Genomic DNA, 25,102 nt, shown 5'->3' with positions numbered 1-25,102 from the left:
TATGTTAGCTCCCATTCAACACTCAGATTGGTGGGTCTATTTGATCCGAACATCGAAAAATGCACTATATTGTGGGATAACAACCGACATCAATCGACGTTTTATCCAGCATCAGCAGGGATGTGGCGCTAAAGCTTTGCGTGGTAAAGGCCCACTCAGCTTAGTGTGGCAGCACCATGTTGGACCGAGTAAAAGCCAAGCTTTGCAATTAGAACATCGGATCAAATGCCTGAGCAAAACGCAAAAAGAGCGTTTAGTTATGGGGGGATTTGATCTTTCCTGATCGTTGAGTTGCAGATAACCGAAACCGAGCCATAAGGAATAACAAGTGGGATGAAAATAAGACTGCTGATCGTGTTACTGAGTTGGTTTCCTATGGCCGTGTTCGCTAATCCCTCACAACTGCTGAGTGATTACTGGTCCTATCAAGCGTTTTTAGAGGCACATCCCGAGCAACAGACATTAACCGATTTATTGGCGAAAAGTGTCCAGACTCGAGCCGAACCCCTACCTCTAGCTCAAACTCGCCCAGTCACGATTTCAGTCATCTATCCCGGTCAGCAAGTGTCAGACTATTGGTCTCGTAATATTAAAGCGTTTGAAGCTCGTATGCATGAGCTTGGCATTACATATCAATTACACCAAGTTTTTACTCGACCTAGCTTAGATGCCCGTCAGCAAAGTATCTCCTTAATGGAAGCGATGCAAAATAAAACCGATTATCTGATTTTTACCTTAGATACCATGCGCCATCGAAAATTTATTGATCATCTACTGCATACCTCTGAGACAAAAGTCATTTTACAAAATATCACCACGCCCATTCGTGATTGGCAAGGTCGTCAGCCTTTATTGTATGCTGGGTTTGACCATGAAATTGGCGCTCAGCATTTGGCTGAGTTTTACCAACGCAAGCTGCCACAAGGTGCAGATTATGGGGTGTTATATTTTTCAGAAGGGTACATCAGTGAAGCGCGTGGAGACAGTTTTATCCATAATGTCAAACACCGTTTTCATTTAGCCTCGTCTTACTACACCACCGCCACGATGGAGAGCGGCTATCAAGCGACGCTCGATATCGTTAGTAATAATCCTCAAATTACCTTTCTCTATGCTTGTTCGACCGATATTGCGCTTGGAGCAGCACAAGCCTTGCGAGAACTTGAACGTGAAGATATCTATCTCAATGGCTGGGGGGGAGGTTCGGCAGAGCTTGAGGCATTGCAAGATGGCCGATTAGCGGTCACCGTCATGCGTATGAATGACGATACGGGCATTGCGATGGCAGAAGCCATCAAACGAGATCTGGCTGGTTTGCCAGTGCCACTGGTTTACTCTGGTGAATTTGAACTGGTGACTCAAAATACCACCACTGAACACATTGAACGACTCAAACAACGTGCGTTTCGATATTCTGATCGCTAATCATGACGGGAGATAATTGCAGTGCCAAGACCCATCGTGGCTGATAAAAAAAGGCATATGGCCACCCTGATTAGCCGAGCCATCGTGATGGCATTGAGCGTGTTAACGCTCGGTATTTTATTTCATACTTATCAAGTTAGTAGCCGATTAATTACGCAAGAAGTGATACGGACCACCAATCAAACGGCGAATTTGATCCAGAATATATTTAATTCTCGTCTGACTATTTTAAAAATTCATCAAGACAGCAGTGCGAAAAATGCCACTTTAGTTCATGCCTTACATGGCCACTTAACTAATGAGCTTGAACAGTATTTTCTCAGTGTTGATCGCAGTGATATCAGCCATATGGCGGACTTTCGGTTTATCGCTAATGTTACTCAACCGATCTGGGATGATGGTAATGCCCAGTTTTATGGTTTAACTGACAACACGTTTATCCATATCATTGAACAAGTCGCGTTTAGCCATGATTGGCACTTAATCACTACGCGATCTTTAATTGGCGATGTGTATCTTTTGGTTCGCCGTACGCCGATTATTGATACCGTGAGTGGTGAATCCCTAGGTTTTTTATACATCAGTGTGGTGCTGAACAATAATGTTACCTTAGTGGAGAACTTACGTGAGCGCAGTGACTCACAGCAACTGGTACTTGCTGCGGGAGGTGATGTTTTAGCCTCGACATTGATAGGGACAGAAGCTTATCAAGTGGATGAGGTGGTCAAAGAAGGCGAAGAAGGTTACGACATCCATGGCAAGTATGTGGTTAGTCGCACGCCATTAACTTTAGCCGGAGCGCCAACCTTTCTCACGGTATACGCTGTGCAGAGTAACCAAAACGCGCTCGCTCTACGTAATAATTACTTATTTTGGATGTTTGCTGTCGTTGCGGCGATCGCTGTCGTTTTCATTATTGTTCGTTGGTGGCTACAACGTAAAATTGAAAACGAAATGACGCGCTTAATGTCTTATACCCATCAAGTGGTTGAGCTACGTGAAGGTGCCTATTTCCCTGGTTCTCAAATTGTTGAGTTTGATCACTTTGGGCGCACGTTAGAAAGCACTTTTCATCAACTGGCCGAACAAGAAAAACAGTTTGAGGATCTCTTTAATTTTTCGTTATCGCCGACGCTATTGTGGACGGCCCAGGGGGGATTGATTCGCATGAATCCGTCGGCTGAGGCTTATTTCTTGAGTCATTATTCTCAACAGCATTCGCTTTTTGCCCGCGTTAAGCCTCAGTTGATTATCGCGGTTCAGCAAGCGGCACAAGGTAATATTGTCAAAGCGCTCAAAACAGAGTTCGATGGTAAAACCATTCTATGGGAATTATCACCGATCATATTGGATGAGCGGATTGTTTCGATCATTACTCAAGGACAAGATATCACGTCGATGGTGGAAGCGGAGCAGCAAAGTCGCCTTGCTCGTGAACAAGCGGAAGAGTCCGCTCGATTACGGGCTGATTTTCTCGCCAAAATGAGCCATGAATTACGGACGCCGTTAAACGGTATTTTAGGCGCTTCTCAATTATTAAAACAAAATTCGCTCACTCAGGAGCAGCAAGAGTTAGTCAATGTATTGTGCAGCAGCGGTGAGCATCTGCTCGCTGTTTTGAATGATATCCTTGATTTTTCAAAAATTGAGCAGGGAAAATTTCTGATCCAAAATAGTGATTTCCCAGTCGTAGCTATGGTTTCAGCGATTCGGCGTATCTATAACCCTTTATGCAAAGAGAAGGGACTTGAGTTGATCATTGAGTGCGCGATTGAACCGGAAATTCGCTTACACAGCGATCAAATACGCTTAAATCAGATTTTATTCAATTTACTCAGTAATGCTGTTAAGTTTACTCATCAGGGGTCGATTTGCATTAAATTAGCGCTTATTCAACAAGGCGGCATCGATAAGTTAATGATTAGCATAGAAGATACGGGGATCGGGATTGCGGCGACGGATTTACAGCGTATTTTTGACCCTTTTGTACAAGCAGAATCGACCACGACTCGGGAATACGGAGGTAGTGGTTTAGGCTTATCGATAGTCAGCAGTTTAGTTGAATTATTGCATGGTGAGATCACGGTAAAATCAGAGGTTGGTTATGGTACGCGCTTTGATTTGCTGTTTCCTATTCGTATTGTCGTGAATGAGGAATTGAGCGACGCCGAACAGACTAATACGGATCGCTATCAATTATTTACTCAGCCTATACGCGCATTATTGGTAGAGGATAACCGTACGAATGCTTTTATTTTACAAGCATTTTGTCAGAAATATTCAATACAGGTCGATTGGGTGAGTGATGGTTTACAAGCCATTGAGCGGGTAAAGGAACAAGATTACGATCTGATTTTCATGGACAATCAGTTACCGTATTTGGGGGGCATTGATACCGCACGAATCATTCGGCATGAGATGAAACTGTCGTTACCGATCTATGCCTGTACGGCCGATGGCTTGCTAGAGACACAACAAGCCTTCATTGAGGCCGGAGCGGAATACGTATTAGTGAAGCCGCTCAAAGAAGAGATGTTTTATCAAGCGCTGTGCTTTTTTAAACAACAATGTGCTAATTCAGAGCGCTGATAGTTTTGGAACGATCAGCGCTCAAGTCGATCTTATGCAGGGGAGATTTGTTGTGCTAACCCATTAAAAATGGAAGCGAACCCCCATACCAATTTGCGGTCCCCAAATACCAGCATTGCGGACTTCAGCCGTTAATGCCATTTGTTGGGTTGAGTGGAAGCGGATGCCCGCGATAAATATCGAGTTATCTTCATTACGGCCAATACGCAGATGCCCTTCTAAGGTTTCGGTTAACCAAACACGAGTACCGACGTTGAGCTCGATCATCATATCGTTTTTATTGCCTTCTTCACGACTGCCTCGTGTGCTGTGGACGAGCATTTGTCCATAGATATCGGCAAAAGGATTAATTGGACCATTGAACCCCATTCCGACGGCGGCATCCCAATCGCCCTCAAAACGCGAATCGACTCGGCCAATGAGGTGCGAATTTTCGGTAAAATAGGTATTAAACTCTCCCCCGAATGACTCGGGGTTTAATGCCGTTCTGATTTCAAAAAAGTTGTAGTTAAAATTGTTGGCGAAAGCAGCATGAGAGGTCAGTGTTGCCAACAATAAAAGAAGGCTGCTAGAGAGTCTTGTGAGCATGAAATATTCATCCTAAGAAGAAGAAAGCGTAAAGATACAATAATCGTATGCGAATTACAGGCCATTTCAGTAAATTAATCAATCTTCTATTCAGACTTTGCTGGTAAAATAGGCGCAAAATGAGCGGTTAACCAAAGTTCGAACTTTGCTTAACCCGTTTTGGTCGCCATTTAGGGAAGCGATATCACTATGTTCAAAGGTTTAAAGCGTGCGTTTTCATTATTGCTACTGTCATTCAGCCCATCATTGTTTGCTCAAGAGACGCTTCATTTGTATGCCGCTTCATCGATGACCAACGCCGTCAACGAATTGATTAAGCACTATCAGGCGAGCCATACCACAAGGGTCGTGCCGGTCTTTGGTGGATCTTCTTCTTTGGCCCGACAAATTGAGCGCGGTGCGCCTGCGGATCTGTTTTTGGCAGCGAGCGATGATTGGGCACGGTATCTGATCGATAAGCAAAATATTGGTTCTGAGCATGTAACTTTAATTGCAGGTAACCGAGTGGTTTTGATCCAGCCCGCTACATCGTCATCGGCGTCATTTGATGTCAACGACCGGCAGCAATGGCAACAGCGTTTAGCCCAAAGCCGTTTGGCGGTTGGTAATACGGATGCCGTACCTGTTGGGATTTATGCTCAGCAAGTGCTGAGTTCGCTTGGGGTTTGGGATGAGGTGCGATCTTATTTGGCTCCGACCAATAATGCCCGTTCAGCACTGGCTCTAGTGGAGCGAGGGGAGGTTGCGTTAGGCATGGTTTATCAAACCGATGCTCAATCGACGGATAAAGTCACGACCTTAACCGTGTTTGATGACAGCTTACACGATACGATTCATTACCCTTTGTTAAGACTGAGTGATAAATCCAATAATCAAACTTTTATTGATTACGTCACGTCACCGGCTGGAAAATCGATATTGGCTCGTTACGGTTTTACGACAGACATGGAGCATGAACAGTTTGCTCAGTGATTATGAATGGCTTGCTCTGCAACTCAGCCTGAAAGTCGCCACTTATACCATTGTTTGGTTATTGCCGATTGGTCTAATCCTCGCCTGGGTATTGGCAAGAAAAACTTTCATTGGTAAAGGTCTCCTCGACAGTCTTATCCACCTCCCGTTGGTACTACCCCCGATTGTGGTTGGCTATCTATTGTTAATCACTATGGGCAAACAAGGCGTTATTGGTCGTTGGTTAGAGACATGGCTTGGCGTGTCTTTTAGTTTTAGCTGGCGTGGAGCCGTACTCGCTTGTTTTGTGATTTCTTTACCTTTAATGGTCAGAGCGATTCGTTTGAGTATTGAAATGGTTGATCCTCGGCTTGAGCAAGCCGCGCGCACATTAGGGGCGTCGCCGCTGAAAGTTTTTTTTACTATCACCTTACCGCTGACTTTACCTGGGATTATTACCGGTACTATGCTCTCTTTTGCGCGCAGTCTCGGTGAGTTTGGTGCGACGATCAGTTTTGTCTCGAACATTCCGGGAGAAACACAAACCCTACCGTTAGCGATGTTCAATTTTCTTGAGACTCCTGGTTCAGAAATGGAAGCCGCGCGTTTGTGTCTTATTTCGATTGTGATTGCCTTAGTGTCGCTGTTTTTTTCTGAATGGCTGAATCGGCGTATGCGCCGTCGTTTGGGGATGAAGCAATGACTGACCTCCATCTAAAAGTGAAAAAGCAGCTTGGTTGTATGCAGGTTGATGTGGATTTGCACTTACCCAGCCGTGGTGTCAGTGCCATCTTTGGTCGTTCAGGTGCTGGAAAAACGACGTTAATTAACTTATTTAGTGGGTTAGAACAACCAGATTCTGGTTATATAAAAACAGCGAATCGAGTGTTATTTGATTCTGAACAAGGGATTAATATTCCTACTGAGCGGCGTCGAATAGGCTATGTCTTCCAAGAAGCAAGACTTTTTCCCCACTATCGAGTGCGTGGTAACCTGACTTATGGTGTATCGGTGGCCGACGATGACTATTTTACGTCGATAGTGAGTCTGTTAGGTTTAAATGCGTTATTGGAACGTTATCCGCATGATTTATCGGGGGGTGAAAAACAGCGGGTCGCGATGGGGCGGGCTTTATTATCCAAACCTGACTTATTATTGATGGATGAGCCTCTGGCTTCGTTAGATTTACCTCGCAAGAGAGAAGTCATGCCTTTTTTAGAGCGCCTTGGTCAGCAGATCAACATTCCCATCTTGTATGTGACTCACAGCATGAGTGAGATTTTACGTTTAGCGGATCACTTAGTGTTATTAGATCAAGGACGAGAATTGATATCGGGACCGATTGAGCAGGTATGGTCCTCCTCGTTGATGCGTCCATGGCAATCGTTTAGTGAACAAAGTACTTTGTTATTGGGCAAGGTTACTCATCATCGTCTAGATTATGGGCTGAGTTATGTTGCTTTGAGTGAGCAGGTCGGTTTATGGGTACAGCAAATTGAAGATGCTGTAGAGGGGCAGAGGGTTCGTTTGCAAATTCGTGCTACTGATGTGTCAGTGACGCGACAGTTTCCTCAAGCGACCTCAATTCGCAATATTTTACCAGTCAGAATCACGCGTATCGAGCATCTTCAGCAAGGAGAAGGACGCAAAAGTGTTGCTTTGCAATTAACGATCGGCGATGACTGTTGGCTATGGTCAACCATCACCGAATGGGCGTTACAAGAGCTAGGTTTACACGTTGGTATGCAGGTTTATGCCCAGATTAAAGGGGTGAGTGTTACCCAGCGAGATATTGTGGTAACTCATCCCTAGGTGACGCTGAGTTCAAGCTGCGTTAGGAAAGGGAAGGGTAACCTTCCCTTTATGGATGGATCAGCGCGCAAGTTTATGGTGGGCTCTTGAAAAATGCCCTGCGCTGAAAGCCCCAGCAATCGATAGCTCTCCTGCTAAACATAAACCTGCCACCACTTCGGCTAAGGCTCGTGCGTTACCGCTTCCCGTTAGCCCAAGTAGTGCTAAGCACGCTTTTTGGCTAGGCAGTGAGGTGCCACCACCGACGGTGCCGACCATCAAGTTCGGTAACGTAACGCAAGCGTACAATCCGCCTTGTGAGTTGAGCTCCATCCGCGTGATTCCCACGGCAGATTCCGCCACACAAGCCGGGTCTTGACCACAAGCAATAGAGAAAGCGGTGAGAGCATTTGCATAATGTGCATTGATGCCAACGCTACCGTTCAGTACTCCTCCAATCGTAGTCATTTCGGCAAATTTCACCATCGTTTCAGGAGTGGTATGCAGGTATTTTTTGATCAGTTCCGCGGAGAGATGCACTTCCGCGGTGACTTTTTTACCGCGTACATGACGTAAAACATGGCTATTGGCTTTTTTATCACCCGATAAATTGCCATCCAAAAAAGCATGTCGCGGCTTAATAGGAGAATGATGGACGATAAATTCAAAGACAGCGTTAGTGGCGATGGTCACCATATTTTGCCCGCAGGCATCGCCGGTTAGGTAATCAAACACCAAATACACATGGTTACCTTCCATAGTAACGTTTATATCATGCAGTTGACCGTGGGCGGTGGTTGCTTGAGCCAGCTGTTTAAACTGTTCGTATTGTGTGGTTACCCAAGCGATAAATTGCCCAGCTTGCGCAAGATGATCAAAAGCAAAGACTGGAGTACGAGTGACGCCTTCATTGAGGAGCATTACACTGGTTCCGCCAGCGGCGGTGATCAATTTACATCCTCGATGATAAGAAGCAACTAACGCAGCTTCAGTGGTCGCCAAAGGGATCAAAAAATCGTCGTTAGCATGCAGTCCATTGACTCGCAGCGGACCGGCGATGCCCACAGGAACTTTCACGGTGCCGATAAAATATTCAATATTTTTACTGTAATGAGCGAGATTACGCTGAGTCTGGTCATCCCATAATTGTGCCTGTGCTTCAGGTTGGTTAAGGGTTTGCCAACGTTTTTCTACATGGTGTGGGGTCATTTTTGAGCTTGCGATCAGCGTCTTGCTCGCTGGCTCAAAATGCGGTGCTAAGGCATCTTGTAATGAATCAGCAGATGAAAGCGCAGAGAAAGCGTGACTTTCTCCGCACGATGGCAGAGTAAATTTGGGCATAGAGATCACAATTAAAATTTTTCGAGCATTGTACTGAGCGAATCAGCAAACTCAATAACTAGTCATCGGTGCTGACAATTTATGGTAATCAATGGCATCAGTTGATGATGACTGATTATCGCTGAGCGAGGGATTATACACGAACATCCAGTAAGCTACCGATCATCTCTTGTTCACGTTGAATGACGCTTGCTCCAACACGATTGTATTGTTGAGCTTGGTTGAGATTCATTAATGCGTTAACCGTATCAGGCTTTTTGCTTGGGGGAGTGGGTTTCTCTTCAAGAGAATTGCGCTGCAAAGCAGGGTCTTGCGATGCGCGAGAAGTGTGGATTTGAGCCTGTTGAATTTCATGCGCCGCTTCGCCAGCCATTTTTGATGACTGCTGAAGAATAGGATAACCAGAAGAGACGGCAGAGACAGACATAATACTTCCTCGCTGTTTTTTTAAGCATACTCTGGTCCGTCTTGGAGTGCAACTTTATCCCATCGCGGGTGAGTCGTGGTTGCTATTCACTATCAATGCACTCGGACGGCAAATTTACTCGCCAGAGAATGCAGTTCTGGAAACATTCGATAAATAAGATATAGCTGCTGTAGCACCATACGTGCAGAGCTATCATCCTCTTCTCTCCATTCAGAAAGCCGTTTCTCCAAGCCAATATTGTCGATATCGCTGGTATCACACTGTTCACAATGGGTAAATAATTGCTGATACAACACTTCAAGATGTTGATGAATAACTCGATGGGCATCGAGCACTAATTGATGGATGCTTTCATCATCGATTCGAGTGCGGTGTGCGCCGAGCGCTGATATATAACTCAGTAATGCATGATTGAGGGTTAAAAAACGAAAGCTTTCATCGGTTGCCGATCGATACTTTCCCGGTTCTGCGAGCATATTACTGACCGCTGCAGCAAGCGCAGCATCGTGATTATGGGCATCACGTCGTGCAATCCGATAACTCAGACTGTCCTTTTTACCGATACGATATTGACCAATGATTTGCGCTAAATATTGTTTATTGGCTTGTACGGCTTCGGCCATGACCTTATGTAGCCGTTTTGACTGCCAGTCTGGAAAAATAAACACCACCGCGGCAACAGCAAGAGCACAGCCAATCAGGGTGTCAGCTAAACGTGGTAGTACCACTGCGTAACCGGCACCGAGCTGGTTGAAACAAAACAGCACTAATAAGGTAATAAATCCGGTCGCGTAACCGTAGTTATTGAGACGAAAAGCGAAAAACATCACGCCGGAAATCACAATAAATGCTAACTGGCTCTCTTGTGAGGGAAAAAGTGTTAGGAGAGGAACGCCAATCAATAACCCCGCGAGGGTGCCAATAATACGGGAAACCAGCTTTTGCCGTGTTGCCGCGTAGTTAGGCTGACAAACAAACAAGGTGGTTAATAAGATCCAGTATCCACGGTCTAAATCCAATCCTTGTAAAATCCCATAGCCAGCGGTGAGAGCGATAGACATACGAACGGCATGACGAAACAGTAATGAGTCGCGATGAAAGTTGGCTTGAATTCGTTGCCACATGGCCTTTATAGAGTGTGCTTCCGTATCATGTAAGACATCATCTTCGGTCTTTTGCACATCGGGATTACTGACGTTACTGAGCTGTTTTTCAACCGTAGCAAGATTATTAAACAAATAGCTGAGCTGAGCTAATAATTGCTTCCACTCTAACTGTTGTTGCTCTTGTAAGTATGTCAAAGAGAGCTGTAATTCGTCTAAGGCGATGATCGAATCGCTACGGTGCTGATAGCGTTGGCCGAGCTGAATAGAGAGAGCGATATCGTGGCAGGCTTGCGCTTGAGCTTGCAACAGATGCTTAAAACGAAACAGCACATCACTACGTGCAAAAGACTCTGCGAGCTCTTGGTAGCGATAATGGGTCGAACTGGCTCTTTCATGGATATCTTGCGCCACAAAGTACAGACCAAGGAAACGGTCACTGGCACCATCCACATGCCCTCGTTTTGAGCGGGCAAGCAAGGTCGCTTTGCATTGGTTCAGCGCGTTAACGGTTGCTCCATTTAAATTGGCTTCATTAATTCGATGTGGCTGGGGGGCTAAATTGGAGACAGGATAAAATAACTCGGCTTTAGCCTCAAAATAGTGGCCGAGTTGAACAAATACGTTGGCTAAACTTTGTTGGACAGGTTGCATTGGCCAAAATGCGTGCCACAGCATTGACAGAAGGTAATACCATGCGCTGCCCGTCAGTAATAGTAACGGTTGGAACCAAAGGTTCGTACTTTGGTCGGCACCGAGCATGGCGTAAATGGCGATCAATAAAGAGCCGAAGGCAATACTGGCGTAACGAGTACCGATGGCACCCAGCATGATAAAAGTGAAGGTTGAAATAAAGAGTCCAATCGCAAATAGCCACGGTGTATCAAATAAAATTTCGATAGAGAAGGCGGCTATCGCAAAACAAATAAAGGTCAGGACGATCGATTTTAAGCGGCCAGTAAATTTATCGTCTTGCTCTGCTAAGGCGGCGGCAATGACCCCAAGGATCAGGGGGGTTATCCAAGTGTTAACTTGATAGTGCCAAGCGGGAATGACAACACCTAAGAGCGTGATCAGGATCAGTAGGCAGTAATTAATGGTTTTGTTTGCCCAATAAAGGCGAAGTAAATGAAGTCGCTGCACAGTGAGATTCGATGTCAAACCTTAAAACACACAGTTTAGCAGAACTTTACGCTAACATTCTGATCAAGAATAATAAAAGTATCATTCTGTCTTAGTGAGTTGTTGATTATTGACATTAATTTTTCATTGCTATTGATGATTGAGTTATGATGTAGGTCGATAAAATCGAGAGGAATCGCCGAAAATGCAGCTAAGTGCAACCCAAACTGCACAATTTTTTATTGCTAATGAATATCACCATGTTGGCTTAGAAAATCAGCGTTTGGTGCTTTCTTCGCTGCACAGTGAAGAGCGGATTCCTTTTACCGTCTGGAACGGAAAAGTGAAGGTGCGACGCGGGATTTTGTGGGCGGAGTTACGATTTTTTGCTCATCCAGAGCAAGATACGCAACGCGTTTGGGTTGTACAAGGTTTGCCTTGGCCACAAGCTCGACAGTTTGCGCATCATATTGTCAACGTCTATCAACAATGGCTTGAGCAGCAATGTCAGCAATTGAGATTACATTTACCTCAATGGCAGCAAAAACTGCACCATTTACAACATTTACCGGCTTTTTTACCGCATTCACCGCTAGAGGAATGGATCAATCACGTTTTTGCTGATCTAACCGCGATGAACATGAGTTTAGAAGAAGCCATCAAACATTTACCTCATGTCATGGAACCATTAGTACCTTGGTTACTGACTCCCGATCAAGCCTTACAAGCCCGCAATCAAGCTTGGTTAGACATTGAGCGTCAAAATTGGACGGTTCTTTTTTCACAACTTGAATCCTCTCCGCTTAATGTATCTCAGCAGCAAGCGGTGTTGATCAATGATGATCATAACTTGGTGCTTGCTGGTGCGGGTTCAGGTAAAACCAGTGTGCTCACGGCTCGAGTGGCTTATTTGTTACAGAGCCACTTAGCGCAAGCGGATGAACTATTGTTGGTGGCTTTTGGCAAAGACGCCGCGAATGAAATGGATCAGCGTTTAAAAAGTAAGATTGGTCTTGCCGCCGATAAGATTCGTGTTAACACCTTTCATCAACTAGGGTTGTCGATCATTAACCAAGTGGAAAATCAATCCGTCGTGATTTCGCCGTTAGCATTGGATGATAAGCTGAAAAAAGCATGGTGTACGGACTGGTTAAAGCGCCACTGGATGACACCTACCAACTTTAAGCGTTGGCAGAAACATTTGGCGCAGTGGCCGATTGCTTATCTAGTCGGTGATGATGAGCTAGGCAGCCACGTTGAAAACCCTAAATTGATCGCATGGTTGGAAAAGCAACTCGATCAACTCGCCCAATTGGGCACGACGAAAAAAGCGATTCAGCAATACATCATTGATCATGTTGATTATCCTCGCTTGAACAGTGAGCTTGCTTTATGTTGGCCTTGCTACCAAGCATGGCAGCAAATGCTGAAAGATGAGCAGCAGATCGATTTTAATATCATGATCAGCCAAGCAACGGATTATGTACGCAAAGGCAAATTTTCTGTGCCTTGGAAATTCATCATGATTGATGAATACCAAGATATTTCACCTGCTCGTTTGGCGTTGATACAAGCGTTGTGTGAACAGGGGCCTAATCATCCTAATTTATTTGCGGTCGGGGATGATTGGCAGTCGATTTATCAATTTGCGGGGTCGGATGTTCACTTAACCACGGAATTTGCAGCGCGTTTTCCGCAATCGACCATTCATCATCTTGATACGACTTATCGTTTTAACGATCAAATCGGTTTGGTTGCCAATCAGTTTGTGCAGAAAAATCCTCATCAGTTACCCAAGACGCTAAATAGTTTTAAGTCGCAGAAGCAGCGAGCGGTTGTCCTGTGTGCCAGTAATCAAATTGAAAAAATACTCGATAAACTTAATCGTCAGGCTAAAGTGCCGAAACAGGTGTTGTTATTAGGTCGTAACCATTATCATCAACCAGAGCATCTGGCAGAATGGCAACGGCGATATGCCTCACTGCAAATTGAGTTTATGACCTGTCATGCGAGTAAAGGCAAAGAGGCCGATTTTGTTATTATCTTAGCGGTTAATGAAGGGCAGTTTCCCGCGCGAGTGAAAGCCCGTCATTTAGATAGCGCCTTGACCCAATCTAAAGTGGATTTTCCATTTGCAGAAGAGCGCCGTCTATTTTATGTCGCCATGACCCGAGCCAAAGAGAAAGTCTGGATAACTTACAGCGGTAATGGCTCTTGTTTTATCCAAGAGTTGCTCACCGAGGGATATCCAGTCAGTAAATCGATATGAATAAAGGAATAGTATGTATAATGCTTTGATTTTAGTAGATGTGCAAAATGATTTTGCGTCCGATGGTGCTTTGCCTGTCCCTGAAGGGCAGAGTGTCGTCCCAGTGATTAACTTATTAATGCCTCATTTTGATCATGTGATTGCCACTAAAGATTGGCATCCTGCAGGGCATGCGAGCTTTGCTTCTACTCAAGGTAAAACACCCGGAGAAGTTATCATGCTCTCTGGCATTGAACAGATATTATGGCCGGATCATTGTGTACAAAATACCGCCGGATCGGAGTTTATCGCAGGCCTTAATCTCGATGCTATCGAACATATTATCTACAAAGGGACTCATCTTGATATCGATAGCTACAGTGGTTTTTTTGATAACCAACGTCGCCATGCAACAGGATTAGCCGAGTATTTACAGCAACATGCGATCAGCGATGTGTACATTGCCGGACTGGCTACAGATTACTGCGTGAAATTTACTGCGTTGGATGCTGTGTCATTAGGATTTAAAACTTGGGTCATTAAAGATGCTTGTCGAGGCGTTAATCTATCACAAGGTGATATTGATAACGCTTGGCAAGCGATGGAAGAGGCCGGTTGCAGAGTGATTTTATCGCAGCAGGCGATGGTCTGAGTCGGTATTGAGGCGTGATAACACGCCTCTTCTCTTACGGCCATCATTCATCGATCACACGACAGTATTTAAAGATCCATCGTCGCTTATCGATATGGAGTGAAGTGCATTACGTTCTATCAGCAAGATAGGCCTGATAATCAGGGATTTCAATCTCGACTTCTTGCTCCATGAGTATGGAATTAAAAAGAAATTTTGCTGTGGCGCGGTTAGTGGCTACAGGAATATTCCACACACTCGCAATGCGCAATAAAGCTTTAACGTCTGGATCATGCGGTACAGAGTTAAGCGGATCCCAAAAGAAAATCAAGGCATCAATTTTCCCCTCGGCAATTTTAGCGCCTAATTGCTGATCGCCGCCCATTGGCCCGCTAATCATGCTGGTAATCGCTAATCCGGTTTCTTTATTGAGCATATGCCCAGTCGTGCCCGTTGCGTACAGTTCATGTTTTTCAAGCTTAGACTGGTTTTCAACCACCCAACGTAGTAGCTCACCTTTGTAGTTATCATGAGCGACTAAAGCGACGTGCTTTTTCGCCGCCATGATCCGCGTTGTTTTTTTCATTATGCTTCTTTCCTAATCGGTAGAGGGTCAGAGTTAAATAACCAAAACTATACGCTTATTCAATGACTTTACGATAAAAACTCGAACTGACGCTTACTATGTGTACTCTTTAACCGGTTTTATTCAGCTTTGATCTCAACTCCTCCAGCAATACGGCCGTAGGCCGATGATGGAGGAGGAAAGCGTTAGTCGAAAATCAGTACAATATAGATAAAGAACAAAAATAAGTGAGTGACTCCATTAAGGATATTTGTTTTTCCATGTCTGAAGCTAATACTTGCGACCATTAAACTTGCGATCAACAGAATCATTTGTGCGGGCTCTAAACCTAATATAATCGGTTCCCCAATCATATTAGAGATAACAATGACCGCTGGTACGGTAAGTGATATCGTTGCCAATATCGATCCAAAGAATAAATTCATGGCTCTTTGTAACTGATTATTCAAAGAAGCTTTGATCGCCCCCACACCTTCAGGAGCGAGTACTAACAATGCCACGACTAGCCCACCTAATGCAGCCGGTGCTCCTAAGTGTCCAATACTTGCATCAATAGGTATAGCAATACTCTTGGCAAGAAAAATAACCACAATCAAATAGCCAAATAATAATAAAAAGTGATAAGTATTGCTGCCTAGAATACTATGATGTTCATCGGTATGATCGTTATCTTCATCGATAAAGAAGTAACTATGGCTTTTTGTTTGAACATACAAAAATATGCCATAAAGAATAATAGAGATAACCACCAAAGCCGAAGCAAGGATGAAGGACATTTCACCAAACTCATTCTTACTGGTAAAATTGGGTAGTATTAAACATAAAATAGTTAAGGGAACAATAGCCACTAAATAAGAATTAATGCCTTGAATATTATATTTTTGTATATGATATTTATGGCCCCCAATCAGTAATGCTATACCGACTAAGCCGTTTAGTATCGACATGATGACAGCAAACATGGTGTCTCTAGCTAATACGGGGTTCGAGTCTCCAGTAAGCATCACCGATGAAATCATGATCACTTCTAAGGAAATCACTGATAGCGTTAATATCAAAGTGCCTAACGGGTCGCCAAGATTAATTGCTAATGCATCAGAGTGTTTTACAACACCAAAGATAGACAACATAACAATAATAAATAGAAAACCAGCGGCAGACCAATACAAAACGCTACTGCTAGAACCTAATAAAAGATCATTACCGATCGTTTTGAAAAACAGGACGGTCAATAATCCTATAAATAATACCCATTCATTACGGATGAATTTCATTGTACACTCCTCATGTAGGGTTATAAGTTGAGATGATATTATTGATAACAGGTATATGAGGTGCAGACCAAGCAGTAAAACTACTCATAATAAAAATGAGTATTAATAAAGAAAGAATAAGTTTATGTTTAAGTTTCATCGTATATAGCTCGTTATTAGTTAAAAATATTTAAGTGGTTAGAAAGATAAACCATTATCTTACTGATAGTTAGTTGATTAGGTATAGAAATACATACCGTCTATCAAAGAAGATCAGTTTTTAGCAATATGGTGTTTATGAAAGACTAAACCAGTCTTAAATTAGTAATGACGAGAATGGGTAAACTTGTATTGTAAGTTGTTATTGTTACAGCCATAAATACAGGTTGATGAACGGTGTGTATAATAAGACCAATCAATATTGTGGTTGAACAATGGGCGATAGCCAATCGATAGAATAGCAATAGGCAATAAGACAATTTCAGCGAGTAAGTAGTAGATAGGGATCAGCCCCAATGAGGCGTATTCATCTTCGCTATTTAATCGGTAATGGTTTAAATGGGGGATAGCGTGATGAGGTTGCACGGCTTCTTTATTGTCGTTGACGTTACTCGACGTCTGAGTTGCGGCGCTTGTATCATCTTGAACAACAGTAGGATGAGCGTTACTCAATGAAAGTGTCGGATGATTTTGTGAGTACACTGTCGCCTGAGCAAAAAACAAGCTCATCAACAATACTAATATCAGTATGTTAAGGCGATGAATGGTCACGATGGTCTACTATTCAGATGAAAAGCTGTGCAAATAGTAGAAGAGATTCAATTTACCGTCAATAAAAAATGATGGCGGTCACAAATTTAAAAATCTTATTATTTAGGCTTAAAAATAAGGTGGGGAAAGAGCAGCACCGCAGTGCTGCTCAAATTGATTAAATAAAGGCTTGCGTAAGAATATCGCGCGATTGCTCAAGGGTGATCGCTTGATGTTCACCCAAAGCCACCATTCCATGCGCTTCCAGTTGTTCAATCACCTTATCGACAGCTTGCTCTGCGGTCATATCGGGCGCAGAGAATTGAGTATCGACATTCAACTGATGATAAAACGCTTCAATCGCATCAATAGTCCGTAAGGCTAAATCTTCACTCGGCGCTAAGTTAAATACGCGTTGCCCCATTTGTTCCAGCTTAGCTTTCTTAGCCGCTAATTGGTTGCGCAATAGTGCTGGTTGGACAATGGCCAGTGAGCGAGCATGATCAACCTGCCATAATGCAGTCAGTTCATGGCCAATCATGTGTGTCGCCCAATCTTGGGGAACACCACTGCCAATTAATCCATTCAGTGCTTGGTTTGCCGTCCACATCAAATTCGCACGCCAAGCGTCGTTATCTCTTTGCGCAAAATCTTTGCCTAACACCAAGAGATTTTTCAATAGGGCTTCAGCGTAGCCATCTTGGACCATCGCTTGGGTTGGATAGGTGAGATACTGTTCGCAAATATGCACCCAAGCATCGACTAAACCATTAACGAGTTGACGCTCCGGTAGTGTTTTCATGACGTCGGGGTCCATCACGGCAAATTTAGGTTGCACGTATGGTGATAAGAAAGAGAGTTTATCTTGAGTTGCTGCTTTGGTGATCACCGCACCAGAGTTTGATTCAGAGCCAGTGGCTGGCAAGGTGAGAATCGCACCAATTGGTGTTGCATCGGTGACATGATGTTTACCTAACATGATATCCCAACCATCGCCTGAGTATTTAGCGGCGGCTGCGACGTATTTTGAACCGTCAATCACTGAACCCCCACCAACGGCAAGAATAAAATCAATCGCTTGCTGTTTAACGATAGCAACGGCTTTATCAAGGGTTTCTTTGGTTGGGTTTGGCTCGACACCGGAAAATTCCAGCCAAGTATGTTCTTGCAGGGCATCGACCACTTGCTGATAAACGCCATTGTGTTTAATTGAGCCACCACCGTAGATGACCAGAACCTTATGCTGACGTGGAATCGCTTGGGTAATTGCCGCGATCTGCTGCTGACCGAAATAAATCTGAGTCGGATTGACATAGGTAAATTGCATTACTCGTACCTCTTATTAGGAATATGACCACCGTTTGGCCTTTATTAAAGACACAGTATTCGCTGCTATGGGCTTCGTTTTTGGCGGAGTCAAGAGTTGGGTTGATACATTGCAAGATGCATAATAGTAGAATAATTGTGGTAGCAATAGAGTGATTCCTGTAAATTTATTGCCTATTTCTACAATAAACGATGGTGTGAACAGAATGGTCAATCAAACGGAAGAAAAGCCAGATCTGGCGCAATTGATGCAAAACTATGTTGATAAATATGCGCTACATCACCTTGAGGGCTGCACTGATACTGCGATCCCTGGAGTGTGGTTTTATCGCAGCAGTCAAGGTAACTCGCGTCAGCCGTTTATCTATCAGTCTGGGATTGTCATTTTGGGTCAAGGGCAGAAACGCATTCATTTAGGCGCTAACGCCGTTGATTACGGACCGAATGATTATCTGGTGGTCGGTGTGCCGATGCCACTTGAATGTGAAGCGGTAGCTAAACAGAATCAACCATTATTAGGGTTAACCATTGATATTGATCATTCACTATTGCTCAAGCAGGTTGCCGCCTTAGAGGAAAACGGTTTTAAACCGCCAGTTGATGCGAATAATCCTTGTGGCCTGAAATCGGTACAGATGAATCATACCATGCTTAATAGCTGTAAAAGGCTGATGAATGCTTTAATTGATGGATTAGAGGCTGAGTTATTAGGCGGATCTTTGCTTGAAGAGATGGCTTTTCGAGCTCTGACTAGCTTAGAGGGACACGTGCTGTTTGAACTGGCTCATCACGAAGGACACTATGCCCGAATCGCGAAAGCGCTGAGTAAAGTGCATCGTGATTATGCTACATCTTTAACAGTTAATACGTTAGCCGAAGAAGCGAACATGAGTGTCTCGGCTTTTCATCAAGCCTTTCGTGGCGTCACCATGGAATCACCCTTGCAGTATCTTAAAAAAGTCCGTTTAAATAAAGCCAAAGAGTTAATTCAAATCGAGGGTAAGCGGGTTAATGATGCTGCGCGACTGGTTGGCTATAGCAGTCCTTCACAATTTAGCCGAGAGTATAAACGCCATTTTAATCACACTCCTCGAGGTGCTCTAGCGAAAGTTTAATCATCGCCATTGTGAGCTTATTGTTTATCGATTTGCTACGCAGTATTGAATCGTCGTCATTGCCTATCATGCACCAACCTTGAAAGATAGCCTTTCTTCAATAAGTTAGCTCTTGATGCAAAATAAGTATGTAAACCTTGCTGGCTTTAAGCGGTCATTTGCGAGTGATTCTTAACTTTGACACTTTATTAGGTGCTAAATAAGTGGACTGTTTTACAGTTATTTCACGAAAGATTTAAAGCATGCAGAGTAAGGACTGTTTGCTTTAATATTTGGAAACAATAACTTAAGGAAAAAGACATGCACTTAAAGCAAGTAAAAGTACCCAAAGGGGTATTTACACTCAGCACACTTTCTGTCTCCTGTTTACTGGCGTTAAACAGCTATGCCGCCGTGAACTGTGATGGATTGGAAGATTGGCAGTCTGGTGCGGTATACACTAGTGGTGCTCAAGTTCAACATGATCATGTGGCCTATCAAGCGAAATATTGGACACAAAATAATAACCCAGCCCAATTCTCCGGTGATTATGCGCCGTGGCAATTACTTGGTAGCTGTGATAATGGCAACGCTGGTGAAGATGGTGATACGGGTAGCGATGATAATCAGCCGCCAACGGTTGAAATAACGCTGTCAACTAACACGGCTGAGTTGGGTGATACAGTAAGAGTTTCTGCGGACGCCGACGATAGCGATGGTCAAGTGGCTAAGGTAGAATTTTTTATCTCCGGCCAACGCGTTGCAACGGTATCACAAGCGCCATATATTTTTGATTACGAAGTCATCCGTTCTGGAAATTTAGCCATCCAAGCTAAAGTGACGGATGATAAAGGTGCGCTATCCAGCTCTTCGATATTAACATTAACCGTCGCCCATTCGCCTATTGCCAATACGTGTCGTCCTGACGGTTTGTATCAAACTGAAGGCGTTAATGTTCCTTATTGTACTGTCTACGACGAGCAAGGACGTGAAATCATGGCAGGTGGTCAACCAAGACGTGTGATTGGTTATTTCACCAGTTGGCGAGCGGGGGATGATCCTCAAACCTCCTATTTAGTGAAAGATATTCCTTGGCAAAACCTGACCCACATTAATTACGCGTTTGTCGGTATTGGCTCTGATGGCAAGGTCAACATCGGTAATGTTGATGACCCCAACAACCCTGCGGTTGGAAAAGAATGGGATGGGGTTGATATTGATCCGACACTGGGCTTTAAAGGTCACTTTGGCGCGTTAGCAACCTATAAAGAACGTTATGATGTCAAAACCTTGATCTCGATTGGCGGATGGGCGGAAACGGGTGGTCATTTTGCCGATAATGGTGAGCGAATCGCCGATGGTGGTTTCTACACTATGACGACCAATGCTGATGGTTCTATTAATCATCAGGCGATTTCTACTTTTGTTGATTCCGCAATAGAGATGATGCGTCAATACCGTTTTGATGGTTTAGACATTGATTATGAATACCCAACCTCGATGTCCGGTGCCGGCAATCCCGATGATAAAGCCTTCGCTGAATCACGTCGTCCTTATCTCATGCGCTCTTACCATGAATTAATGCGGGTGCTGCGTGAGCGATTAGACATCGCTAGTGAGCAAGATGGTATTCACTATATGTTGACTATCGCCGCCCCTTCATCTGCCTACTTACTACGTGGTATGGAAACCATGGAAGTGGCGAAGTATCTCGATTATGTCAACATCATGACTTATGACTTACATGGTGCTTGGAATGATCATGTTGGACATAATGCGGCTCTTTACGACACGGGTAAAGACTCTGAACTTGCTCAATGGGGCGTTTATACGACAGCACAATATGGTGGCATCGGCTATCTGAACACCGATTGGGCTTTCCATTATTTCCGTGGTTCAATGCCAGCGGGACGGATTAATATTGGTGTGCCTTACTATACGCGAGGATGGCAAGGGGTGACGGGAGGTGAAAATGGCCTTTGGGGACGAGCACCTTTACCGAATCAAAATGAGTGTCCAGCGGGTACTGGAGAAGGAGAAAAGAATAACTGTGGCTACGGCGCTCTCGGCTTGGATAACATGTGGCATGATTTGGATGCCAATGGTAATGAAATGGGCGCAGGTTCTAACCCAATGTGGCATGCCAAAAACCTCGAAAAAGGCATTTGGGGATCCTATTTGGCCGCTTATGGATTGCATCCTGAAAGTACACCGTGGGTAGGCCAATACCAGCGTCATTTTGATAGTGTTGCGATTGCCCCTTGGTTATGGAACTCGGAAAAACGAGTCTTCCTTTCTACCGAAGATAAACAATCGATTGATATTAAAGCGGACTATGTTATTGATAAAGAAATCGGCGGTATTATGTTCTGGGAATTAGCCGGAGACTATAACTGCTACGTACTCGATGCCAATGGTCAGCGTGGACAAATTGATTGGACAGAGCAAGCTTGTGCTAGCGGTAATGGTGAGTACCACATGGGTAATACCATGACCAAAGCCATGTATGAAAAGTTCAAATCCGCTTCCCCTTATGGTAATCGATTGGCAACTGGCGCAATCCCTGACCAAGTGGTGGATATTCGAGTCACCATCGATGGCTTCAAAGTCGGCGATCAAAACTATCCGATTAACCCTCGTTTGACCTTTACTAACCATACTGGGGTTGACCTTCCTGGAGGAACGCAGTTCCAGTTTGATATCCCTGTTTCTACACCGGATAACGCGAAAGATCAATCTGGTGCTGGCTTAGCCGTTATTGCTTCAGGCCATACGCGAAGTGATAATATTGGAGGATTCGATGGGACGATGCATCGTGTCGCCTTTTCCTTACCAGCTTGGAAAGCATTACCGGCGGGAGAGAGCTATGAACTAGATATGGTGTATTATTTACCGATTTCTGGACCAGCGAACTACAGCGTCAATATTAATGGCAGAGAGTATGCTTTTAAAGCTGAGCAACCAGACTTACCGTTGGCCGACCTTTCTGATGACAATGGCAATGGCGGTGGTAATGGTGAAGAACCGGGCAATGGTGGTGGCACTCCTGGAGACGTTGTGCAATGGCAACCTGGTGTTAGTCAAGTCGCTAATGGCACGACAGTGACGTATAACGGAAAGTGTTTTATTGCTAAAAATAATCCAGGGCCTTGGGAATCACCGATTCAAACCAATTGGTTTTGGGATGAAGTGGCTTGCCCATAAGGATTAGCATGACTCCTTAACGGTTAAAAGACCGCCGATACATGGCGGTCTTTTCTATGCTATTACTTAACGATTCACTGTCGAGGCTGTCTAAAATTGGTAACTTTCCGGCACGACAACAATGCCTTTTTCCGACAACGTAAAGCGTTGTAAATCAGCTGCGCGGTCGACACCAATTTTGGTATAAGGCGGAATTTTGACGTGTTTATCGATAATGCATCCGACTAACTGGCAGCCTTCACCGACTTCGACATCATCAAAGAGAATACTATCGACAATCGTTGCCCCATCATTGATTCTGACGCTGGATGAGACAATAGAGTGTTGCACCGAACCGCCGGAATTGATGACGCCATTGGCAATGATCGAGTTAATAAAAATGCCTTCATTACCCGTGGCTGATGAGACGGTACGTGCTGGTGGCAGTTGCGGTTCATAGGTGCGGATCGCCCAGTTTTTCTGATAAAGATTCATTGGGGGGACAGGCTCAAGCAGATCCATATTGGCTTCATAAAACGAATCAATGGTGCCGACATCTCGCCAGTAACAGTCTTTGGCGACACGTCCTTTTTCATTAGCAAATTGATAAGCAAACACGCGACCCGATGGAATCAGTTTGGGGATAATATCTTTACCAAAGTCGTGGCTTGAGTGCTCAAGCTCCGCGTCCTCAAATAATGCTTGCCTTAGTGTGTCCATGGTAAAAATATAGATGCCCATCGACGCCAAGCTGCGATCGGGATTATTCGGTAGAGCAGGTGGATCGTTTGGTTTTTCAACAAAAGAACAAATTCGTTGCGCTTCATCGATCGCCATAACACCAAATGCTGAGGCATCTTGGCGAGCCACTTCCATGCAGGCAATCGTCAATTCTGCTTGATTATCGATATGTTCTTCCAGCATCGCGGCGTAGTCCATACGATAAATATGATCACCAGAGAGCACGACAACATACTTTGCATCACTGCGCGATAACAACCACATATTATGGAACAGTGCATCGGCCGTGCCTTCGTACCATTTGCCGCCTTTACGCATCTGAGGAGGGACGACCGTAATAAACTCCCCCAATTCTGGATTGAAAATCGACCAACCATCGCGTAAATGTTTTTGTAAGGAGTGGGATTTATACTGCGTGAGTACCAAAATACGCCGTAGCCCCGAATGCAAGCAATTAGTGAGGGTAAAATCGATAATACGATATTTACCGCCAAACGGAACGGCGGGTTTTGCTCTGTCATCGGTCAGGGGAGATAAGCGTGAACCCATTCCTCCAGCTAAAACGACGGTTAAGGTATCTTGCATCTTTTGTCTCCCTATTATTGTGCAATCGACGATTGTATACAGAATAGTACAAATATTGGGCCAAAATAGTGAAACGCTAGTCATATTCCCTTGGCCGCTTGACGTGACAGCATTCTTGTTTACATTAAGTGACGCTACTACGCATTCACTATCGCTGCCTCTATTCAGGCTAGGCTATAGTATAGTTGTGCAACGATCATGCAAATGGCTCGTAGACAAAAAACAGTCACTAATTGGTTGATTACCGTCCTCGTCGTATGGCTTTCGAGCCGGTTCACAGAGCAAAAAACGTCATTATTAACGCCCCAGCACGACAAGAAGTCGGTTCATGCTGCTTGTTTTTGCACCAGTATCGTGCATGCGCACTAAATGGGTGAGAGGCTGAGTGATCATATACTTAGTTTGCCATTTCTTGACTGAGTAATATGGAAACTTGATTGCGCCCCGTGGCTTTCGATTCATACAGGGCTTTATCTGCTCGTTGATAAGTCTCTTGATCCGACCCCATGATGTCACTGATCCCAGCGCTAATCGAAACATTTTGGGCGTGAAGTTGATACACTTTGATCCGTAATCGCTCAATCACCGCTTGCGCTTCCTCGATAGGGGTATGGGGTAAAATTATCGCAAATTCCTCGCCACCAATACGTGCTAAAAAATCCGATTCACGCAGACCATCACGTAGCGTTTCAGCGACGGACTGAATAACATAATCGCCATGACTATGGCCAACCTGATCATTAATTCGTTTAAAGTGATCAATATCTAAAATGGCGAGACAAGAGTGCTCGTGCTCTGGATAACGTTTAACACGATGACATTCAAGGCGAATTTGTTGGTCAAATTTACGACGATTCCAAATCCCCGTTAAAGCATCTTTCTCACTTTGTTCACGCAGTTTATTTTCTAACGCTTTGTGTTGAGTGATATCGACAAATGAAGCAACGTAGTATTGAATGACCTCTTGATTATCCAAAATGGTTTGAATTCGGAGGATTTCTGTTAGCTGTGAACCATCTTTGCGCTTATTGATCACTTCACCTTCCCAAAAGCCGTCTTCTTGTAGCGATTTCCACATATCAACATAAAATTGTTGATTGTGTTTGCCTGAGGCAAATATCGACGGCTGCTTGCCTTGCACCTCTTCTAAACGGTAGCCACTTAAACGGGTAAACTCTTGATTGACTTTAATGATCCGGTTTTGTCTGTCTGTAATCACAATGGCAGACATACCGTTCATCGCCGCTAAGGCTAATTTACTTTCAAGGCTATTTTTCTGGTGAGTGATATTCCAAACCACACCGCTTCCGGCCACCAGACTAAGCAGCAAGAAGACGCTGATGGCTTGCACAAGTAGATCGTGACGTT

General features: G+C 44.3%; 19 protein-coding genes and 1 pseudogene. 10 read left to right on the top strand and 10 right to left on the bottom strand.

Annotation, left to right across the window (positions count from 1 at the left end):
- Position 1: 1 nt before the first annotated feature.
- From FKN93_RS03175 to FKN93_RS03165, 3 genes are read left to right on the top strand one after another with little or no spacing between them, the layout of a single operon-like run.
- Positions 2-283 carry a GIY-YIG nuclease family protein gene (locus FKN93_RS03175; protein WP_040905107.1) on the top strand — a complete coding sequence of 94 codons (282 nt, stop codon included), beginning with the start codon at positions 2-4 and terminating at the stop codon, positions 281-283.
- A 50-nt stretch (positions 284-333) separates the two neighbouring features.
- Positions 334-1,425, top strand: a complete 1,092-nt coding sequence (locus FKN93_RS03170; RefSeq protein WP_004396677.1) for a substrate-binding domain-containing protein — start codon at positions 334-336, stop codon at positions 1,423-1,425.
- A gap of 57 nt (positions 1,426-1,482) precedes the next feature.
- Positions 1,483-4,014: a LuxQ periplasmic sensor domain-containing protein gene (locus FKN93_RS03165; RefSeq protein WP_170904511.1), complete on the top strand. Its 2,532-nt coding sequence runs from the start codon at positions 1,483-1,485 to the stop codon at positions 4,012-4,014.
- 63 nt (positions 4,015-4,077) lie between these two features.
- Here the strand turns inward: FKN93_RS03165 and FKN93_RS03160 are convergent, their stop codons facing one another.
- Positions 4,078-4,602 (bottom strand): hypothetical protein, encoded by a 525-nt coding sequence (locus FKN93_RS03160; RefSeq protein WP_040905104.1) that lies wholly within the window; start codon positions 4,600-4,602, stop codon positions 4,078-4,080.
- 189 nt (positions 4,603-4,791) lie between these two features.
- On the opposite strand from FKN93_RS03160, the gene modA reads away from it, so the two are divergent.
- From modA to modC, 3 genes are read left to right on the top strand one after another with little or no spacing between them, the layout of a single operon-like run.
- Positions 4,792-5,574 carry a molybdate ABC transporter substrate-binding protein gene (gene modA / locus FKN93_RS03155; RefSeq protein WP_170904470.1) on the top strand — a complete coding sequence of 261 codons (783 nt, stop codon included), beginning with the start codon at positions 4,792-4,794 and terminating at the stop codon, positions 5,572-5,574.
- Positions 5,555-6,256 (top strand): molybdate ABC transporter permease subunit, encoded by a 702-nt coding sequence (modB, locus tag FKN93_RS03150; RefSeq protein WP_170904469.1) that lies wholly within the window; start codon positions 5,555-5,557, stop codon positions 6,254-6,256. Before modA ends, modB begins: the two co-directional genes overlap by 20 nt.
- On the top strand, positions 6,253-7,365 hold the full coding sequence (gene modC / locus FKN93_RS03145; RefSeq protein WP_170904468.1) for a molybdenum ABC transporter ATP-binding protein ModC: 1,113 nt from the start codon (positions 6,253-6,255) through the stop codon (positions 7,363-7,365). The genes modB and modC overlap by 4 nt, the downstream gene beginning before the upstream one ends.
- Positions 7,366-7,425: 60 nt before the next feature.
- On the opposite strand, the gene FKN93_RS03140 is transcribed toward modC, so the two are convergent.
- The 3 genes from FKN93_RS03140 to yccS form a co-directional block, all read right to left on the bottom strand.
- Positions 7,426-8,685 (bottom strand): hydroxymethylglutaryl-CoA reductase, encoded by a 1,260-nt coding sequence (locus tag FKN93_RS03140; RefSeq protein ID WP_170904467.1) that lies wholly within the window; start codon positions 8,683-8,685, stop codon positions 7,426-7,428.
- A gap of 133 nt (positions 8,686-8,818) precedes the next feature.
- Positions 8,819-9,112 carry a hypothetical protein gene (locus tag FKN93_RS03135; protein ID WP_004396670.1) on the bottom strand — a complete coding sequence of 98 codons (294 nt, stop codon included), beginning with the start codon at positions 9,110-9,112 and terminating at the stop codon, positions 8,819-8,821.
- Positions 9,113-9,204: 92 nt separating this feature from the next.
- Positions 9,205-11,358, bottom strand: a complete 2,154-nt coding sequence (yccS, locus tag FKN93_RS03130; protein WP_004396669.1) for a YccS family putative transporter — start codon at positions 11,356-11,358, stop codon at positions 9,205-9,207.
- A gap of 184 nt (positions 11,359-11,542) precedes the next feature.
- Between yccS and helD the strand changes: the two genes are divergently transcribed.
- A complete protein-coding gene (helD, locus tag FKN93_RS03125) occupies positions 11,543-13,606 on the top strand; it encodes a DNA helicase IV (RefSeq protein ID WP_170904466.1) in 2,064 nt (687 codons plus the stop codon).
- A 13-nt stretch (positions 13,607-13,619) separates the two neighbouring features.
- Positions 13,620-14,237: a bifunctional nicotinamidase/pyrazinamidase gene (gene pncA / locus FKN93_RS03120; RefSeq protein ID WP_170904465.1), complete on the top strand. Its 618-nt coding sequence runs from the start codon at positions 13,620-13,622 to the stop codon at positions 14,235-14,237.
- A gap of 109 nt (positions 14,238-14,346) precedes the next feature.
- Here the strand turns inward: pncA and FKN93_RS03115 are convergent, their stop codons facing one another.
- The 4 genes from FKN93_RS03115 to FKN93_RS03100 all read right to left on the bottom strand — a co-directional run bounded on the left by FKN93_RS03115 (position 14,347) and on the right by FKN93_RS03100 (position 18,132).
- A complete protein-coding gene (locus FKN93_RS03115) occupies positions 14,347-14,802 on the bottom strand; it encodes a methylglyoxal synthase (RefSeq protein WP_004396666.1) in 456 nt (151 codons plus the stop codon).
- 185 nt (positions 14,803-14,987) lie between these two features.
- Complete coding sequence (locus FKN93_RS03110; protein ID WP_004396665.1) at positions 14,988-16,076, bottom strand: calcium:proton antiporter; 1,089 nt, start codon at positions 16,074-16,076, stop codon at positions 14,988-14,990.
- A 300-nt stretch (positions 16,077-16,376) separates the two neighbouring features.
- Positions 16,377-16,784, bottom strand: a complete 408-nt coding sequence (locus tag FKN93_RS03105; protein ID WP_040905101.1) for a hypothetical protein — start codon at positions 16,782-16,784, stop codon at positions 16,377-16,379.
- A gap of 199 nt (positions 16,785-16,983) precedes the next feature.
- The gene (locus FKN93_RS03100) at positions 16,984-18,132 is read right to left on the bottom strand and encodes an iron-containing alcohol dehydrogenase (protein ID WP_004396664.1); all 1,149 of its coding nucleotides are present in this window, start codon (positions 18,130-18,132) and stop codon (positions 16,984-16,986) included.
- A 205-nt stretch (positions 18,133-18,337) separates the two neighbouring features.
- Between FKN93_RS03100 and FKN93_RS03095 the strand changes: the two genes are divergently transcribed.
- Entirely contained in the window at positions 18,338-19,246 is a 909-nt protein-coding gene (locus tag FKN93_RS03095; protein WP_004396663.1) for an AraC family transcriptional regulator, read from the top strand.
- Positions 19,247-19,546: 300 nt separating this feature from the next.
- On the top strand, positions 19,547-22,429 hold the full coding sequence (locus FKN93_RS03090) for a glycosyl hydrolase family 18 protein (RefSeq protein ID WP_170904464.1): 2,883 nt from the start codon (positions 19,547-19,549) through the stop codon (positions 22,427-22,429).
- 90 nt (positions 22,430-22,519) lie between these two features.
- Here FKN93_RS03090 and glgC read toward each other — a convergent pair whose 3' ends face one another.
- On the bottom strand, positions 22,520-23,734 hold the full coding sequence (gene glgC / locus FKN93_RS03085; RefSeq protein WP_170904463.1) for a glucose-1-phosphate adenylyltransferase: 1,215 nt from the start codon (positions 23,732-23,734) through the stop codon (positions 22,520-22,522).
- Between the two features lie 397 nt (positions 23,735-24,131).
- A pseudogene (locus FKN93_RS03080) lies at positions 24,132-25,091 on the bottom strand (sensor domain-containing diguanylate cyclase); the annotation flags it as partial.
- Positions 25,092-25,102 lie beyond the last annotated feature (11 nt).

It is taken from the genome of Vibrio sp. A8-1, from assembly GCF_013048685.1.
Lineage (GTDB): Bacteria > Pseudomonadota > Gammaproteobacteria > Enterobacterales > Vibrionaceae > Vibrio > Vibrio metschnikovii.
The sequence above is the reverse complement of the archived record's forward strand: the minus strand, read 5'-3'. Positions and strand labels throughout refer to the sequence as shown.

Coding starts and splice junctions, on each gene's coding strand:
- glgC (WP_170904463.1), bottom strand. CDS start 23,734: ATGCAAGATACCTTAACCGTCGTTTTAGCTGGAGGAATGGGTTCACGC.
- pncA (WP_170904465.1), top strand. CDS start 13,620: ATGTATAATGCTTTGATTTTAGTAGATGTGCAAAATGATTTTGCGTCC.
- helD (WP_170904466.1), top strand. CDS start 11,543: ATGCAGCTAAGTGCAACCCAAACTGCACAATTTTTTATTGCTAATGAA.
- FKN93_RS03100 (WP_004396664.1), bottom strand. CDS start 18,132: ATGCAATTTACCTATGTCAATCCGACTCAGATTTATTTCGGTCAGCAG.
- FKN93_RS03165 (WP_170904511.1), top strand. CDS start 1,483: ATGGCCACCCTGATTAGCCGAGCCATCGTGATGGCATTGAGCGTGTTA.
- FKN93_RS03110 (WP_004396665.1), bottom strand. CDS start 16,076: ATGAAATTCATCCGTAATGAATGGGTATTATTTATAGGATTATTGACC.
- FKN93_RS03090 (WP_170904464.1), top strand. CDS start 19,547: ATGCACTTAAAGCAAGTAAAAGTACCCAAAGGGGTATTTACACTCAGC.
- FKN93_RS03170 (WP_004396677.1), top strand. CDS start 334: ATGAAAATAAGACTGCTGATCGTGTTACTGAGTTGGTTTCCTATGGCC.
- FKN93_RS03160 (WP_040905104.1), bottom strand. CDS start 4,602: ATGCTCACAAGACTCTCTAGCAGCCTTCTTTTATTGTTGGCAACACTG.
- modC (WP_170904468.1), top strand. CDS start 6,253: ATGACTGACCTCCATCTAAAAGTGAAAAAGCAGCTTGGTTGTATGCAG.
- modB (WP_170904469.1), top strand. CDS start 5,555: ATGAACAGTTTGCTCAGTGATTATGAATGGCTTGCTCTGCAACTCAGC.
- FKN93_RS03140 (WP_170904467.1), bottom strand. CDS start 8,685: ATGCCCAAATTTACTCTGCCATCGTGCGGAGAAAGTCACGCTTTCTCT.
- FKN93_RS03115 (WP_004396666.1), bottom strand. CDS start 14,802: ATGAAAAAAACAACGCGGATCATGGCGGCGAAAAAGCACGTCGCTTTA.
- modA (WP_170904470.1), top strand. CDS start 4,792: ATGTTCAAAGGTTTAAAGCGTGCGTTTTCATTATTGCTACTGTCATTC.
- FKN93_RS03175 (WP_040905107.1), top strand. CDS start 2: ATGTTAGCTCCCATTCAACACTCAGATTGGTGGGTCTATTTGATCCGA.
- FKN93_RS03135 (WP_004396670.1), bottom strand. CDS start 9,112: ATGTCTGTCTCTGCCGTCTCTTCTGGTTATCCTATTCTTCAGCAGTCA.
- FKN93_RS03105 (WP_040905101.1), bottom strand. CDS start 16,784: ATGAGCTTGTTTTTTGCTCAGGCGACAGTGTACTCACAAAATCATCCG.
- FKN93_RS03095 (WP_004396663.1), top strand. CDS start 18,338: ATGGTCAATCAAACGGAAGAAAAGCCAGATCTGGCGCAATTGATGCAA.